Here is a 14,427-nt window from a genome sequence, read left to right on the forward strand (position 1 = left end):
CCATGTTCAAGAAACGGAGTTTACCGCTGGATGCCCTGACCGCCAGCCGCCAGGCGGTGGTTAAGCCGCGCTTATACCGCTTCCCGCCCCTGCGTAATCGCAGGATGCCTGCCGGTGTTGTCGCTGATGAAGACGCCGCACCGACGCTGGACCCCGCCGACTACCAGTTACAGGTAAAAGAGGGGTTCCAGGAAGGGATGAACCGGGGGTTTGCCCAGGGGATGGAAGAAGGCCGGGAAGAGGGCTACCAGGAAGGTATTCGTCTTGGTTTTGACGAAGGGATGCGCAAAGGGCTGATTGAAGGTAAACAGCAGGCGCGCCAACAGTTCCTGGACGCCGCCGCCCCGTTTGAGCGCCTGACCGCAGAGGTGCGGAACTACCTGGAGCGTTACGAGCAGCGTCGCCGCGAAGAGTTGCTGCAACTGGTGGAAAAAGTGACCCGCCAGGTGATCCGCTGTGAACTGGCGTTGCACCCGACGCAACTACTGGCGCTGGTGGAAGAGGCGTTGACCAGCCTGCCGCATCAGCCGGAGCAGGTACGTGTTCAGCTAAACAGCGAAGAATTTATGCGCATCAGCGAGGCCGAACCGGAGAAAGCGCGTGAGTGGGGACTGGTTGCCGATCCTTCTCTGGAGCCGGGAGAGTGCCGCGTTATCACCGATACCACGGAGATGGATGTGGGCTGTCAGCACCGTCTCGATCAGTGCGTAGATGTACTGAAAAACAGTTTGCTGCCGGAATCGCCGCATGAGCAGCCTTGATTTTGAAGAGGCGCTGCGCTCTATCGAGCAGATCGATCTGGCGCGCGTCGCCGGGCGGTTGGTCAGGGTCAACGGCATTCTGCTGGAGTGCGTCGGTTGTCGTCTGGCGGTAGGGCAGATGTGCCACGTTGAAAGCGTCGATCAGGAGATGATGGATGCGCAGGTGGTTGGCTTTGATCGTGACGTGACCTACCTGATGCCCTTCAAGCATCCCTCTGGCCTGATCGCTGGCGCCCGCGTGTTTCCCGCAGGCAAAACTGAAGGGGTTATGATCGGCGATCAGTGGCTGGGACGCGTGGTAAACGGTCTTGGCGAACCTCTTGATAATAAAGGAAAGCTCGGCGGAGATACGCTGTTAGCACAGCAGCTTCCGCAGGTGCATCCGCTTAAGCGTCAGCCTGTTCATGCGCCGCTGGACGTTGGCGTTCGCGCCATCAACGGCTTGCTGACTATTGGTAAAGGCCAGCGCGTCGGGCTGATGGCGGGCAGCGGCGTCGGTAAAAGCGTTCTGCTCGGCATGATCACGCGTTACACCCGGGCGGAAGTCGTGGTGGTAGGACTGATCGGTGAGCGAGGCCGTGAAGTCAAAGAGTTTATTGAAAATGCTTTGCAGGCTGAAGGGCTGGCGAAGTCGGTGATTGTCGCCGCGCCAGCGGATGAATCGCCGCTGATGCGCATTAAAGCCACCGAGTTATGCCACACCATTGCCGGCTATTACCGCGATAAAGGGAAAGACGTTCTGCTGCTGGTGGATTCCCTCACGCGTTACGCGATGGCGCAGCGCGAAATCGCCCTGTCGCTTGGCGAACCACCTGCGACCAAAGGCTATCCGCCGTCGGCGTTTGGGATGATCCCGCGGCTGGTTGAAAGCGCCGGAAACAGCGAAAGCGAGGGATCGATGACCGCGATCTATACGGTGCTGGCGGAAGGGGACGATCAGCAAGATCCGATTGTGGACTGCGCCCGCGCGGTGCTTGACGGGCATATCGTGCTTTCGCGCCACCTTGCCGAGGCCGGGCATTATCCGGCGATTGATGTCGGCCAGTCTATCAGCCGCTGTATGAGTCAGGTGACGGAGCGTGAGCACCAGCTCGCCGCCCGCACGCTGAAACAGCTGTATGCCGAATACCAAAGTATTAAACCGCTGATCCCGCTGGGGGGATACGTTGCAGGCGCCGATCCGCTGGCAGACAGAGCGGTACGCCTTTCGCCCGCGATCAATCAATTCTTACAACAGGAAGTCCAGGATGCCGCGCTGCTTGAGCCGACAATCAGCGATCTGTGCGCCCTGGCGCAGGCAGGGTAATGCACGATGAGCAAACTGATTTCTACGCTTGAGCAACTTCACCTGCTGCGCACTCGCGCGGTAGAAGACTTAAGCACGAAGCTGGCATCGCAAAACCAGCTGTGCCAACGGTTTGAGAAAAATATCGATACGCTGACGTCACTTGCTGCGGGTCTGGTGTCCCAGAGCGCCAACAGTGCGGCCATGATGATTAACCAGTCGAAATATAAACATAACATTCAACGCATTATCGACTGGCAAAAACAGGAGCAGGCGCTGGCGCACCTGGAAGCGCAAAAAATTCAGGGCAACCTGCTGGCGGAGGCGAAGCGGGAAAAAAGCATTGAGCTGGTTCTCGACGCTAAACGCGCTGACCGGCAGGCTGAAATCAACCGTCGGGAACAGAAAATGACCGATTCGCTCTCTGCCCAGTGCTGGCTGCGTCAACAACGTCTGATTCGTCAACGATAAGCGCTATGAAAAGAAACAAACCGGGTTTCCCGCAAACGTCTTCGCGTTCTCTGATGGGGACGCTGATTCACCGTCAGCAGACGGCGCGCGTTCACAGCACGCCGTTCGTTAGCGTCGTCTGCCCGACGTATAACCGACGCGAGTTCCTGCCGTATCTGCTGTATATCTGGCAGTACCAGGACTATCCGGCTGACAAACGCGAACTGATTATTCTGGATGATTCTCCGGTCAGCAATGCCGATCTGATTGAGATGATGACGGACCCGTCGCAGCCCAACGTGCGTTATGTCCACAGTGAAGCGCGCCTGGTACTGGGGCAAAAACGTAACATGCTCAATGCGATGGCGCAGGGAGAGTACATCCTGTGTTTTGACGATGACGATTATTACCCGCCGGATAAAATTTCCTGGCAGGTGGCGCAGATGCAGGCCAGCAACGCGCTGTTCTCCGGCAGCGATCAGATTTATATCTGGTACAGCCATCTGGACAAAATCTATATCACGCACCCTTTCGGGCCGAGACATGCGCTGAACGGCACTTTTGGGTATCACCGCAATTTGTTGAAAAAAAATCGTTATGACGACGATGCGACAAAAGCGGAAGAGACGGGATTCCTGAAAGGCTTTACCACGCCGGTTCACCAGATAGATCCGAAGCGCGCCATTCTCTGTATTTCGCACAGCAGCAATACCTATGACAAAGATTTCATCATGGGCAGCTCCACGCCGGTGGATCTGACGCTGGAAGACATTGTCGATGACGCGAACTTGCTGGCGCACTACCGTCGACTGAGTCATGCGCCGCTGAATGTTCAGGTGAACTGGCAGGCTTTTGAAAAGGTGGCGGTGCTCTACGACCCGGCAAAAGAGGCGGAGCTGGCCCGTCGCTGCGAGGCTTTACTGGATTTTGGCCTGCGAGGCGAACAGATCTGGCCGGTAGCGAAAAACGCGGAGGCGTCGGCGGAACGGGCGGAACTGGCAACGCACTGCCAGGTGCTTGAGCGGGCGCAGAAAGAAGGCTGGAAAAATGTGCTGCTGCTGGATGCCGACGTGCAGTTCGTCAAAAAAGAGAACGCCGTTAACGACATCAACAAGCTGCTGAATGGCCTGAACCAGCTTAACTGGCAGGTGCTTCTGCTCGGCGGGCGCTATGAAAACTTTACGCTCACCCAGTCATTGAAGGGCGTAGCGCGGATCTATAACGCGGGCTGCGGCTGCGCGTATGCCGTTAACGCGGGTTATTACGATGCCCTGCTGGACGCCTATCGCCAGGCGATGGACTATCCGGCAAGCCTGGATCGCTGCTGGGCGGCATTAATGAATAAGGGGGATTTGTGGCTGGGATTCAGCCCAAGCTTTGCCTTCCTGCAACATCACCCGGACCCTAAAAGTGGCGAAATCATCGATTGTACGCACTGGTTTTTCCGTAAACACCGCTAACCGCAGGCCAGAATACGCCTGGAGAGAGCAAACATGGAACTGATAGAACATTACCAACCTGAATTTGTGTCACGCTTTGATGCGCGAGAAACCCTGTGCCAGTGCCCGGCTTGCCAGCATGCGCAGCAAAACTGGCCGCGTATTAGCGTGAAGCTGAAAAACCAGCAGCGTGAAAGTCTGGATATCACCTGTGAAGCGGCGGCCAGAGAGATGCTGCTTAACCCGGAGGCCTTTATCCTGCACACCTCGCAAGGGGAGGCGCAGGGCGAAGATGAGTTATCCGCCTGGAGCGAAACCCTGAACCAGCAATGTATTAACCTGGCGGTACATCCTGCGCTGTCGCTGGAAGGCAGCCTGTATGCGATCGGCGTTTTGCTGAGTAAGGCGCAGCAGTATCTGGACGGCGGCGAGCACGATCCGGCCCTGCTGTCCTCTATGGGAGAGCAACTGGCGATGCTGGCAGAACAAGGCGTGCTGACACAGCAGTTTGCGCTGTTGCCTCCGATTGCTGAAAACCGCATTGCCGCGCTGAAAGAGATGGGCCGGGTACGCCTGAATCTGAATCTGCCGCTGACTGAAAAAATGAGCGTGGCGCTGAAAATGAGCGAGCTGTCGGTGATGCAGCCAGCGCGGCTGGCGGATCGTCTTCAGCAACTGGAATCGCTCTGGTCAACCATTCCACTGTTTGATGAACAGCCGCATATCCTGCGTAATGCGCTGATTTATCAACTGTATAACGATGTATTCCCCGGCATTCAATGCACCAATTACGGTGAGGCGCTACTGGGGCTGGCCAACCAGTTCTTCCAGATCAAAATGCTGTGCGCAATCCGCCGCGAACAGGGAGCGCTGACGCAGGATGATGTCGTGCTGCTGATTAACGCGCTGAAGGGGTGGCAGCAGCAGAATCCGTTCTCCGCGAATGCGGCGCATACCTCTGACTACAGCCTGCTGTGCGGGTTGTCGCTGTTGTAATAAATCATATGGATACTGTTTATTTACATCTTAATGCTGCAATGGGAGATACCCTGTATCTCCTGGCAGCGTGCAGAGCCATCAAAAATAAAACCGGCGCGAGCATTGTTATGCTGAGCCAGCCGCACTTTAGCGCGCTGGCGCGGGCATGCCCGCATATCAGCGAGGTCTGGCCGGTGGATTCTCTTAATGCGGAGCAGCATCAATGCATTCAGCGGGCGCAGGCGCAAGGGCGACTTTTTGACTTTACGCATTGGGCCCATGCGCTCAGACCGCTACATATGATCGATGCTTTTCTCGCGCAGGCAGGGCTTGAGGCGTCCGCAGCGGATAAACACCTCGATTTGGTCATTCCAGAATCTGCCCACAGTGCCGTTGACGCGTTCTGGCAGCAACATAAATTAGAGAACGCGCCGGTGTTATTAATGCACCCTAATATTGGGCACCCAAACCGGACCTGGCCGCAAAATAACTGGCATGAGCTGGCGCAAATGTGGCTGCAAACGGGGTGGCAAGTTGTGTTCATTGGGAGCAATAACAACTCTGAGGCGGGAAAATCGATGGCGGAAGCGTATCCGGCCGGGGTTATCAATGCTATTGACCGCTTTTCAGCGCTGGAAACGGTTGCGCTTATGCAGCGAGCGAACATGCTGGTTTCCTGTGATTCAGGGCCGGTCATGCTTGCGGCGGCAACAGATATCCCTGTGGTAGCCCTCTATTCAACCGTGGCTGCGGAACACCGATTGCCGTTTCGTTATGGGGAAGCGGGCTGGCGTTGTATGGGAATTGATCTCGCCTGTAGTCATGGGCCATGTGCGCGTTTGCTGATGAACGATGTCATTTTCACCACCGTGCTTAAACGCCCTTTTGATGTGCCGACGACTCAGGAATTTGCAAACTGGTGCGTTCATAAAACCCCTTTCCGTTGTCTGCGACAATATGAACCGGCGATGCTGTATACCCAAATGGTCAGTTTTGTTTTATCGCTCCAGGAATAACGTTATTTCTTGTCGTGCCGGTTCCTGAAGGAATATCTGGTAAAAGCGATTGGCTATGTGGCATAGCCAATCGTATTGCTAAATAGCGTGGTATGAAGACTAAAAACCTTCGGCTAATATTCTTCTTTTGTTCTTTATCGCCAGTTCAATTCTGCCTGATAGCGCGATGAATTCGCTCTCATCAATAATATTGCTGTCGCGAGCAATTTGGTTAATCAAGGCATGCAGCAACACAAGCCCATTCTCTGTTGGCGTGTCTACATACAGTTCATGAAAAATGGATGCCAGATAGTGAATCATCTTCTGTGCGGAAAATAAAGGCAGCGTTTCGGGCAAATTACGGATTATCGCATCCTGATATAGCATACCCGTATATCGGTTTAAACATTGTACGGTTTGGGGATTGCTGATATTTCCGGCCCGGGGAAGCAGCAGTCGGAAGGTATCAAGGATAGCCAGCGCGCGTTTTGCTTTGCTGCTGGAAGTGGTGATTGAGCCGTTACGAATGGTATGGAAATACAGTCTGTCGGCAAGGCACCTTACTTTTGCGTCGGGCACGCTGAGTAGCAATTCGGTGGTGAAGTATTCATCCTCAAAAAACGGTGTCTTAAACCGCATATGAGCATATGTTTTTCGCCGCCAGGCATATCCCCAGACCACAACGGAGTAACCGTGTCCTGTTCGGGCGCGTTCGGTAATGCAGTGATTAAAGAACGTTTCGGCATGAAATGTTTTATTAATCAGATTACGCGGCCGTTGATAATACCCGGAAACCATATTGTTGCTGATATGGTGCAGGTGAAATTCCAGATGGGTGGAGAAAAACAGGACATCCAGGTGATGCTTTTCCATTTCGCGCACAATGGTTTCGATACCATCCGAAGCGATATGATCGTCAGAGTCCAGGCAATAAATATATTCACCTGATGCGCTTGCTAACGCGGCGTTGCGGGCCTCGGCAAGTCCTCTGTTTTCCTGGTCAACGATACGCATACCCGGCAGACGGCTCTGATAACGCGCCAGAATATCCCGGGAGTTATCTGTCGAACCGTCATTAACCGCGATAATTTCCAGATGCCGCCAGGTCTGCGCAACGAGTGAATCAAGGCAGCGCTCAAGGTATGCACTGACATTGTAGACCGGCAAAATAATCGATACGACAGGGTGATTCATTGGCTACTCTCCCTGTTGCTATGATTTCAGCTTTTGGATGATTATCTCAATTGCGGATTCAGCAAACGCCGTCCGCGTTTGATCGAATCGAGGCATACCTTTTAAATGGCTATGATTCAGCCTCTCTATTTTCTCAATGCTGAAGTTCCCTGGCAGGGTTTGTAATAACGATAATACGTTGACGGAAACAGGCGACCAGCTCCGATGCTTAAAGGGCGTAAAAGTATGTTTATGATCGTCGTTGAAGGTTGAAGGCCAAACGCCTTGCTCGTATAAATCTTCGTCTGGAATGGTTAAAACCAGATGACCGCCGGGTTTTACGACCCTTAACCAATGAGGCAGCGCGACGTAGGGGTCCATAACATGCTCCAGGCAATGCCCTGAATAAACGAAATCAAATTCGTTATCCGGTACTCTGGCTAAATACTGCGCGTCACCTTGTTGAAGATCGAATACGGTTATTGATTGGATTAAAGGAAACAGGCTTTGATACAACGCAATACTGTCATCGCCGCCGCCAATATCCAGACCTTTTCCTGACAGCCAGCGAGTACTGAAACGCGCATCAAGCAATCGCCTGTTAATTGACATACAGGTTGTTCCTGGTATCCCCGTTCGAAATACGGGGGCGGCAGTCCGGTCTCCTGCCAGAATATGGGTGTTAACGCCGAATTCTCGCCAGCTTTTAGGCCAAAGTACAACGTAGCCCTGGTCATCGGGGTAATGTTTGATGATATGCGTCCCGCTATAGGCCTCAAGCGCTTCCAGAAACGCGTTCTCAGCGTCTTCTGTGGGAGGAGGGAGCGCTTTGCAGCCGGTGGCCTCATGCATGACGCGAAGATAGATACGGCTATCGTCAATAATAATCAGCGCATTATCCGCAAATTCTTTTAGCTGGCGTAACTCATTGAGCAGAGGAAGGCGCGTTTCCTCATTGTATTTATTGCTCTGGTAGTCCTCGAATTTAAAATCCGCGCCGGGGAAGTGTGCATCCAGAAAAACAACGGCGCGCTTGATGAAAAGAGTGCGTTTAATTTCTTCATGAGACAAAAATGTCAGGCTGTCTTCATTGTACAGATGCAGATTGTCTATTTTTGGCGCGGCATCAAATAACGGTTTATAGATTTCACAGGAATAAACTTCTTCAGCACCTGAGCGTAAGGCATATACACTTGATGCACCTTTACCAAAACCTGTTTCAATTACATGAGTAACACGATAGTGACGAATCAGGTGGGGAAGGTTGAAGCGTCGTAATTGCCCCATAATATTGGCCTCGATGAAAATTACGGATAGAACGCAAACGGAACAAAGCTACAAATCAATAAATTACAGCGCATTACCCCTGCTGATACAGCCAGTTTTCGGGTTCGCTGATATTCAACAGATTGGTCAGAATCTCCTGCTGCATATTCATCAGCATGGCGTTGTATTCATTGGTGGCCTGACATTGCGCGACCTGTTGCTGGAGACTTTGCCAGAGAGCGGAAACGGAAGGCTGGTGGGCGGCAGGCAGGCGGGCAATGAGCGTTTGCATGCCCTGCGCGTTGGCGTTAATGCCTAACCGTTCAAGCAGGCGATAACGTTGCTGACTGTGCTGCGACAAGTGCTGGTAGCACGCCATGATTTGCGCGTTCAGCACGTCAAGCTCTGCGGCGCGGCGCGCAATAATGTGGTCGCGCTGCTGTATGAGTAAATCATTCAGGACATGGTAATGCTTACGGTCTTCGGCCATGTCCTGTATCAGTGTTTTAACGCTCTGAGCGGCGTTAGTCATAATTACCTCTGGAAATACTTCTGCATCGCATCCGTCAGCGAATCGAGGTTAACCGCGATTTTACCGCTGCTGATAGCGTCTTTCATTTCAGCTACGCGCGCCATATCCACTTCCGGCAGCGCAGAGAGTTGTGTTTGCGCATCGCCCAGTACCGGATCGATCGCGGCGCTGCGCTCAATTTTCGTGCCTTCCTGAGCGACAGTGCGGGTCTGTTCTGCGGCGCTGCTCTTGTTGATTGCGGTTGCCAGATTGTATTGATTCGCTACTACTTTCATCGCTTCGCCTCTTTTTCATCTTTTCGTTATGGTTGCGGATGAATCCTGCCCTGCGGAAGGAGGACTTCCGATGCCCTCACCGTTAAAGAGCGGCCTGCTGCCGGTAAAACTTAAACCGCGAATGAATATTTTTAGTTTCCGCTGGCGTAGACCATTTTGACGACGCCAGCGTCCGCGACAATCGCGCTGACCACCCGCTCGCTGCTCTCATTTTTCACCTTAATCATTTCGCCTTTACGTCCCTTTTTCATGGCTTCCCCCATCGTACGGGCCTCTACGCCTCCCTGTTCGGCGATCATCAGAACGCGCTGACCGCGTTCAACCAGCACCGGAGATTCCAGTTGCGTCAGGGTGATCGGCTGTAGTTCACGAATGCGGCGCTTCACGGTCAGCCCAATGGCCTCATCCGGGTCGGTGAGGTAGTTGCCGCGCGTGCTGCTGATGTTGAGCTTTTTGATGGATACGTCGCTGGCGGATAACACCTGGCCGCGCTCCAGCGAATTTTTGGCGATCACCACCGGAAGATAGACATCCGGTTTGACGGTGACGGCGACATCCCAGCCTTGCGGCCCTTCACAGCGCACATCAAAACGCAGGCGGTTGAGATCGATGCGTTCGCCGCCGGGCAGCGACACGGTTAGCGCGTCAGGGCAGGGAGCGTACCGGGAGACGTCGGAAGGGATAAACAGGTTCATCTTCGCCTGGTACTCGGGCCACCTGCGGCGCCCGGCCTCCTGGCGAAGGGCTTGCGCTGCGTGATGTTGAACGGCGGCAGTGACCTGCTTACGCGCGCTCTGCACTTTTTCCGGGGCGGCGAAGGATGGCAGCGCCGTAAAAAGCATCAGCAGGAAGGATAACGTTCCAGGGCGGAAACAACGCTTCACCCGGGAAGAGATAAAACCAATAAAGCCATTAAAAATCATGATGTTAAAACCTTGGCATGGATATTGCTATACAGGGAAGCAGATCATTGCAGGTTTAGCATCACGAGGGTGTGAGTTGTGAGTATTACTTTTGACAAAGCATTGGGCGTTCATCCACAGGCTGTAGCGCTTCGACTTTCCCGAGCAGAGTTGCTGTCAGCCAATCTGGCAAACGTCGATACCCCCAATTTCCAGGCTAAAGATATTGATTTTGCCGCTGAGATGCAACGTTCATCGTGGAGTTTTTCGAATCCGTCAGCGCCGCAAGAGATGTACCGTGTGCCTTATCAGCCCTCTTCCGATGGCAACACCGTTGCGCTGAACGTCGAGCAGGCTGAGTTTGCGAAGAATACCCAGGATTATCAGATGAGCCTGGCATTTTTAAACATGAAATTCACGGGCCTGAAAAAGGCCATTGAAGGTAAGTAATCCTACGCAGGTGATAACGGAATATGGCTTTTACCGATATTTATCGCGTTTCGGGGTCGGCGATGACGGCGCAAACCGTTCGTCTGAATACCATCGCCAGTAACCTCGCTAATGCGGAAACCGCCTCCGCCACCGAAGACGGCGTCTATAAAGCCCGTCGTCCGGTGTTTGCTGCGGTTTATAAGAATGATGAGTTAATGAATAGCAGGGCGTTAACCGGCGCGCGCGTCCAGGTGATGGATGTTGTCGAAACCGGCAATGCCATACAGCGTTATGAGCCGCATAACCCGATGGCGAATACGGATGGCTATGTCTACTACCCGGATGTCAACGTGGTAGAGGAGATGGCGGACATGATGTCGGCGTCGCGCGGTTTCGAAACCAATGTTGATGTTCTGAACAGTGTTAAAAGCATGCAGCAAAGTCTGCTGAGACTCGGAGAGGTATAAGGATGAATGTAGACGGCACGTCCACCAGAAGCCAGACAGGAACGTCGGATAGCAGCATTGCCAGTAACAACAATAACAGCAGCGCAGCCGGCATGAACACGCTGTTCATGCAGCTTCTGGTCGCGCAGATCCAGAATCAGGACCCGCTGAACCCTACCGATGGCACCGAGTATGTCAGCCAGCTGGCGCAGCTGACGCAGGTTCAGTCAATGGAAACCATGTCGCAACTGATGGCGAACAGTTCCGTATTGATGGACAACCTGCAAACGCTCACTACCGGCAATCTGGTCGGGCAGCATGTGATGGTGCAGACCGACGCTATCAACTCTGACGGCGAAACGACGATTAACGGACGTCTGACGCTGGATCACGCTTCCGGTGTGACGACGGTCATCGTCAAAGACGCGGCCGGCACCGAGCACAAAATTGAGCTGGGGAAACAGGACGCCGGGCAGGTGGACTTCACCATTGACCCGCAGGAGCTGGGCCTGAGCGAAGGGAAATACACCCTTAGCGTTGTGACCGATACGGGCGAAGAAGGCATTCCTGTTGAAGTGGGCGGTATCGTCAACAATGTGCGCATCCCGCTTGATGGCAGCGCCATCCAACTGAATATCACCGGAATCGGTGAAATTGCTTACAACAATATTACCCAGTTTGGCAGCGACTCGCAGAAACGTGCGTAAGTCGGGTTAAGCGTTGAGTTAACAGGAATTTATTATGAGTTTTAATATTGCGACCTCCGGTCTGAATGCGATTACCGAGCAGTTGAACGCCATTTCCAACAACATTGCGAACTCCGGCACCGTAGGATTCAAATCCGGCCGTGCGGAATTTTCCTCACTGTATGCGGAAAGCCAGCCGCTGGGCGTAGGGGTTTCTGGTGTGACCCAGAGTATTACCCGAGGCGGAAACATTTCTACCACCGGAAATGCGCTCGATCTGGCGATCAGCGATAGCGGATTTTTCATGGTGCGTGACAGCACGGGGACCACGGCATATACGCGTGCGGGCTACTTCGGCACCGACAGTAGCGGCAACCTGATCAACAACCTGGGGATGTATCTTCAGGGCTACCCGGTTAATGCTAACGGCGAGATAGAAGTGGGGACGATCGGCAATCTGACGATCAGCAGCGGCTCTATTCCGGCGAAAGCGACCGACAGCCTCGACTTCACCGCCAACCTGGATGCGCGCGCCGCCGAACCGGAGACGGCGCCTTTCAACCCAAAAGACAGCACTTCCTATAACAATACCTACACCACGCAGGTTTTTGATTCCCTGGGACGCGAGCACACGCTGAACCAGTATTTTGTGAAAACCGGCGAGAACACCTGGCAGGTTCACTATTACATGGACGACGTGGAAATCCCGGACAGCAGCCAGGCGATAGAATTTACCGAGCAGGGCGTCCTGAAAAGCCCGGTTGGCCTGACGAACCTGACCACATCGATCTCTGGCGCGGCGGATCTCTCTATCGATCTGAGCTACAACGGCACCAGCCAGTACGGTTCTGACTTCTCCGTCAGCAAAAACAACAGTAGCGGCTACGCGTCTGGCGAACGTACCGGTCAGGCGATTGATGAAGACGGCAGCGTTTACGCGACCTTCTCCAACGGCGAACGGATGTTGCAGGGGCAACTGGTGCTGGCGAACTTTGCGAACCCGAATGGTCTGGCGTCAAAAGACGGCACGACGTGGGTACAAACCGCCAGTTCCGGCGCGCCGCTGACTGGAACGCCGGGCACCGGTTTGCTGGGTTCTGTGAAATCCGGCGCGCTGGAATCCTCAAACGTGGATTTGACCTCTGAGCTGGTTGGTCTGATGACCGCGCAGCGTAATTACCAGGCAAACACGAAGGTTATCAGCACCAACGACAACATGATGAACGCTCTCTTCCAGGCGGTGTAATGGATCGTTTGATTTTTACCGCCATGAGCGGCGCATCGCGCAGTTTGTCGCAGCAGCAGATCCATGCAAACAACCTGGCGAATGTGAATACCCAGGGGTTTCGTAGCGATCTTGATAATGCGATTTCTCAGCAGGTTAACGGCGAGGGATATGCCTCGCGTTATATGGCGCTGCCTACTCAGGGCGGCGTGGATATGACGCCTGGCGCGGTACGTGAAACGGGGCGCAATCTGGATATCGCCATTAAAGGCGATGGGCTGATTGCGCTGGCCAGCGGCAACCGTGAGGTTTACACCCGCAACGGGCAGATCGACGTCAGCCCGGAGGGCGATCTGTCGATCAACGGTCTGCCGGTTGAAGGTGACAACGGCCCGATCGTTTTACCGCCGTTCTCGTCCGTCAGCATCGGTGAAGACGGTGTGATCACTATCGTGCCTGACGACGGCGATATTGCCGCGCCGGTTGATGTTGACCGCATCAAGCTGGTGAACATTCCGGTAAGCGATCTGAGCAAAAATGTGGATGGCTTTCTGGTGAGCAACACGGCGATTAACCCACGCGATGAAGAGGTGATGGTGGCGTCCGGGCATCTGGAAACCGCTAACGTCTCGGCCATTAATGAGATGGTCGCCAGCATTGCGCTGAATCGTCAGTTTGAAGCGCAAATCAAGATGATGAAAGCCGCTGAAGATCTCGCTAATTCAGGCAACCGTCTGATTCGTGGCACCTGATAACAATAAGAAGGAATAAAGATGAATCCCGCTTTATGGATCAGTAAAACCGGCCTGGCGGCGCAGGACGCCAAAATGACCGCGATTTCCAACAACCTGGCGAACGTCAACACCACCGGGTTTAAACGCGATCGCGCGATGTTCGCCGATCTGTTTTATCAGAATCAGCGCACACCAGGCGGGCAGCTCGATCAGAACAATATCGCGCCGACCGGCATTCAGTACGGCACCGGGGTGAAGATCGTCGGGACGCAGAAAGAGTTTACCGTCGGCAGCATCCAGAACACCGGGCAAACCTTCGACGTGGCGATCACCGGGCAAGGGTTCTTCCAGGTGGAAACTGCGGATGGCGATATCGCGTATACCCGCGCCGGTAATTTCCAGAAAACGCCAGATGGCGTGCTGACGAATGCGCAGGGGCTGCCGCTGGTGCCGCAGATTGAATTGCCGGAGAACGTCAAAGATTTGCAGATTGGTAAAGACGGCACCATTACCGCGACGGTGGCAGGCGAAACCGATCCGGTGGAGCTGGGGCAGTTGACGCTGGTGAACTTCGTCAATCCGGCCGGTCTGGAGGCGATAGGCGGCAACTTATACCGTGAAACGGCGGCCAGCGGCGAAGCGGTTGAAGGCGTACCCGGCGAGGACGCGCTCGGACAGCTGGAGCAGGGCTCTCTGGAAGGTTCTAACGTACAGGTCGTTGAAGAGATGGTCGACATGATCACCGTTCAGCGTGCCTACGAAATGAACGCCAAGATGGTCTCTGCCGCCGATGACATGTTGAAGTTTGTCACCCAGTCGATGTAACGACAGGGCTTTAAAGTGAAAGA

General features: G+C 54.0%; 17 protein-coding genes. 12 read left to right on the plus strand and 5 right to left on the minus strand.

Going from position 1 to position 14,427, the window contains the following annotated elements; genetic code table 11:
• Nucleotides 1–2 precede the first annotated feature (2 nt).
• The 6 genes from fliH to OGV50_RS05620 all read left to right on the plus strand — a co-directional run bounded on the left by fliH (nt 3) and on the right by OGV50_RS05620 (nt 5,929).
• Entirely contained in the window at nt 3–761 is a 759-nt protein-coding gene (gene fliH / locus OGV50_RS05595) for a flagellar assembly protein FliH (protein WP_101743924.1), read from the plus strand.
• On the plus strand, nt 748–2,067 hold the full coding sequence (gene fliI, locus OGV50_RS05600; RefSeq protein WP_058668664.1) for a flagellar protein export ATPase FliI: 1,320 nt from the start codon (nt 748–750) through the stop codon (nt 2,065–2,067). The genes fliH and fliI overlap by 14 nt, the downstream gene beginning before the upstream one ends.
• Nucleotides 2,068–2,073: 6 nt before the next feature.
• Complete coding sequence (gene fliJ / locus OGV50_RS05605) at nt 2,074–2,517, plus strand: flagellar export protein FliJ (RefSeq protein ID WP_012133712.1); 444 nt, start codon at nt 2,074–2,076, stop codon at nt 2,515–2,517.
• A gap of 5 nt (nt 2,518–2,522) precedes the next feature.
• Nucleotides 2,523–3,956, plus strand: a complete 1,434-nt coding sequence (locus OGV50_RS05610) for a glycosyltransferase family 2 protein (RefSeq protein ID WP_024130631.1) — start codon at nt 2,523–2,525, stop codon at nt 3,954–3,956.
• Between the two features lie 33 nt (nt 3,957–3,989).
• Complete coding sequence (locus OGV50_RS05615; protein WP_104869030.1) at nt 3,990–4,931, plus strand: hypothetical protein; 942 nt, start codon at nt 3,990–3,992, stop codon at nt 4,929–4,931.
• Nucleotides 4,932–5,041: 110 nt separating this feature from the next.
• The gene (locus tag OGV50_RS05620; RefSeq protein ID WP_180961885.1) at nt 5,042–5,929 is read left to right on the plus strand and encodes a glycosyltransferase family 9 protein; all 888 of its coding nucleotides are present in this window, start codon (nt 5,042–5,044) and stop codon (nt 5,927–5,929) included.
• 99 nt (nt 5,930–6,028) lie between these two features.
• Here OGV50_RS05620 and OGV50_RS05625 read toward each other — a convergent pair whose 3' ends face one another.
• From OGV50_RS05625 to flgA, 5 genes are all read right to left on the minus strand, one after another.
• Entirely contained in the window at nt 6,029–7,102 is a 1,074-nt protein-coding gene (locus OGV50_RS05625) for a glycosyltransferase family 2 protein (RefSeq protein WP_049009293.1), read from the minus strand.
• An 18-nt stretch (nt 7,103–7,120) separates the two neighbouring features.
• On the minus strand, nt 7,121–8,368 hold the full coding sequence (locus OGV50_RS05630) for a class I SAM-dependent methyltransferase (protein ID WP_012133707.1): 1,248 nt from the start codon (nt 8,366–8,368) through the stop codon (nt 7,121–7,123).
• 73 nt (nt 8,369–8,441) lie between these two features.
• Nucleotides 8,442–8,879 (minus strand): flagella synthesis protein FlgN, encoded by a 438-nt coding sequence (locus tag OGV50_RS05635; protein WP_012133706.1) that lies wholly within the window; start codon nt 8,877–8,879, stop codon nt 8,442–8,444.
• A 2-nt stretch (nt 8,880–8,881) separates the two neighbouring features.
• On the minus strand, nt 8,882–9,154 hold the full coding sequence (gene flgM, locus OGV50_RS05640; RefSeq protein WP_012133704.1) for a flagellar biosynthesis anti-sigma factor FlgM: 273 nt from the start codon (nt 9,152–9,154) through the stop codon (nt 8,882–8,884).
• Between the two features lie 131 nt (nt 9,155–9,285).
• A complete protein-coding gene (gene flgA, locus OGV50_RS05645; protein ID WP_115609572.1) occupies nt 9,286–10,077 on the minus strand; it encodes a flagellar basal body P-ring formation chaperone FlgA in 792 nt (263 codons plus the stop codon).
• A gap of 78 nt (nt 10,078–10,155) precedes the next feature.
• Here flgA and flgB point away from each other — a divergent pair, with 78 nt between their 5' ends.
• The 6 genes from flgB to flgG are packed head-to-tail and all read left to right on the plus strand — an operon-like array spanning nt 10,156 to nt 14,404.
• Complete coding sequence (gene flgB, locus OGV50_RS05650) at nt 10,156–10,506, plus strand: flagellar basal body rod protein FlgB (protein ID WP_012133701.1); 351 nt, start codon at nt 10,156–10,158, stop codon at nt 10,504–10,506.
• Between the two features lie 23 nt (nt 10,507–10,529).
• Entirely contained in the window at nt 10,530–10,955 is a 426-nt protein-coding gene (gene flgC / locus OGV50_RS05655; protein ID WP_110494618.1) for a flagellar basal body rod protein FlgC, read from the plus strand.
• Nucleotides 10,956–10,957: 2 nt separating this feature from the next.
• A complete protein-coding gene (gene flgD, locus OGV50_RS05660) occupies nt 10,958–11,641 on the plus strand; it encodes a flagellar hook assembly protein FlgD (protein WP_012133699.1) in 684 nt (227 codons plus the stop codon).
• A 34-nt stretch (nt 11,642–11,675) separates the two neighbouring features.
• Nucleotides 11,676–12,866, plus strand: a complete 1,191-nt coding sequence (gene flgE / locus OGV50_RS05665) for a flagellar hook protein FlgE (RefSeq protein ID WP_012133698.1) — start codon at nt 11,676–11,678, stop codon at nt 12,864–12,866.
• Nucleotides 12,866–13,597, plus strand: a complete 732-nt coding sequence (locus OGV50_RS05670; RefSeq protein ID WP_012133697.1) for a flagellar basal body rod protein FlgF — start codon at nt 12,866–12,868, stop codon at nt 13,595–13,597. Before flgE ends, OGV50_RS05670 begins: the two co-directional genes overlap by 1 nt.
• A gap of 21 nt (nt 13,598–13,618) precedes the next feature.
• Complete coding sequence (gene flgG / locus OGV50_RS05675; RefSeq protein ID WP_012133696.1) at nt 13,619–14,404, plus strand: flagellar basal-body rod protein FlgG; 786 nt, start codon at nt 13,619–13,621, stop codon at nt 14,402–14,404.
• The last annotated feature ends 23 nt before the right edge of the window (nt 14,405–14,427 follow it).

The organism is Citrobacter sp. CK180, assembly GCF_030333655.1.
Lineage (GTDB): Bacteria > Pseudomonadota > Gammaproteobacteria > Enterobacterales > Enterobacteriaceae > Citrobacter_B > Citrobacter_B koseri.

What these genes read in the sequence shown, in the direction of transcription:
- OGV50_RS05610 (WP_024130631.1), top strand. Translation starts at nt 2,523, where the DNA reads ATGAAAAGAAACAAACCGGGTTTCCCGCAAACGTCTTCGCGTTCTCTG.
- flgD (WP_012133699.1), top strand. Translation starts at nt 10,958, where the DNA reads ATGAATGTAGACGGCACGTCCACCAGAAGCCAGACAGGAACGTCGGAT.
- OGV50_RS05620 (WP_180961885.1), top strand. Translation starts at nt 5,042, where the DNA reads ATGCTGAGCCAGCCGCACTTTAGCGCGCTGGCGCGGGCATGCCCGCAT.
- OGV50_RS05635 (WP_012133706.1), bottom strand. Translation starts at nt 8,879, where the DNA reads ATGACTAACGCCGCTCAGAGCGTTAAAACACTGATACAGGACATGGCC.
- flgE (WP_012133698.1), top strand. Translation starts at nt 11,676, where the DNA reads ATGAGTTTTAATATTGCGACCTCCGGTCTGAATGCGATTACCGAGCAG.
- flgM (WP_012133704.1), bottom strand. Translation starts at nt 9,154, where the DNA reads ATGAAAGTAGTAGCGAATCAATACAATCTGGCAACCGCAATCAACAAG.
- OGV50_RS05630 (WP_012133707.1), bottom strand. Translation starts at nt 8,368, where the DNA reads ATGGGGCAATTACGACGCTTCAACCTTCCCCACCTGATTCGTCACTAT.
- flgG (WP_012133696.1), top strand. Translation starts at nt 13,619, where the DNA reads ATGAATCCCGCTTTATGGATCAGTAAAACCGGCCTGGCGGCGCAGGAC.
- fliI (WP_058668664.1), top strand. Translation starts at nt 748, where the DNA reads ATGAGCAGCCTTGATTTTGAAGAGGCGCTGCGCTCTATCGAGCAGATC.
- fliH (WP_101743924.1), top strand. Translation starts at nt 3, where the DNA reads ATGTTCAAGAAACGGAGTTTACCGCTGGATGCCCTGACCGCCAGCCGC.
- flgA (WP_115609572.1), bottom strand. Translation starts at nt 10,077, where the DNA reads ATGATTTTTAATGGCTTTATTGGTTTTATCTCTTCCCGGGTGAAGCGT.
- flgC (WP_110494618.1), top strand. Translation starts at nt 10,530, where the DNA reads ATGGCTTTTACCGATATTTATCGCGTTTCGGGGTCGGCGATGACGGCG.
- OGV50_RS05670 (WP_012133697.1), top strand. Translation starts at nt 12,866, where the DNA reads ATGGATCGTTTGATTTTTACCGCCATGAGCGGCGCATCGCGCAGTTTG.
- OGV50_RS05625 (WP_049009293.1), bottom strand. Translation starts at nt 7,102, where the DNA reads ATGAATCACCCTGTCGTATCGATTATTTTGCCGGTCTACAATGTCAGT.
- fliJ (WP_012133712.1), top strand. Translation starts at nt 2,074, where the DNA reads ATGAGCAAACTGATTTCTACGCTTGAGCAACTTCACCTGCTGCGCACT.
- OGV50_RS05615 (WP_104869030.1), top strand. Translation starts at nt 3,990, where the DNA reads ATGGAACTGATAGAACATTACCAACCTGAATTTGTGTCACGCTTTGAT.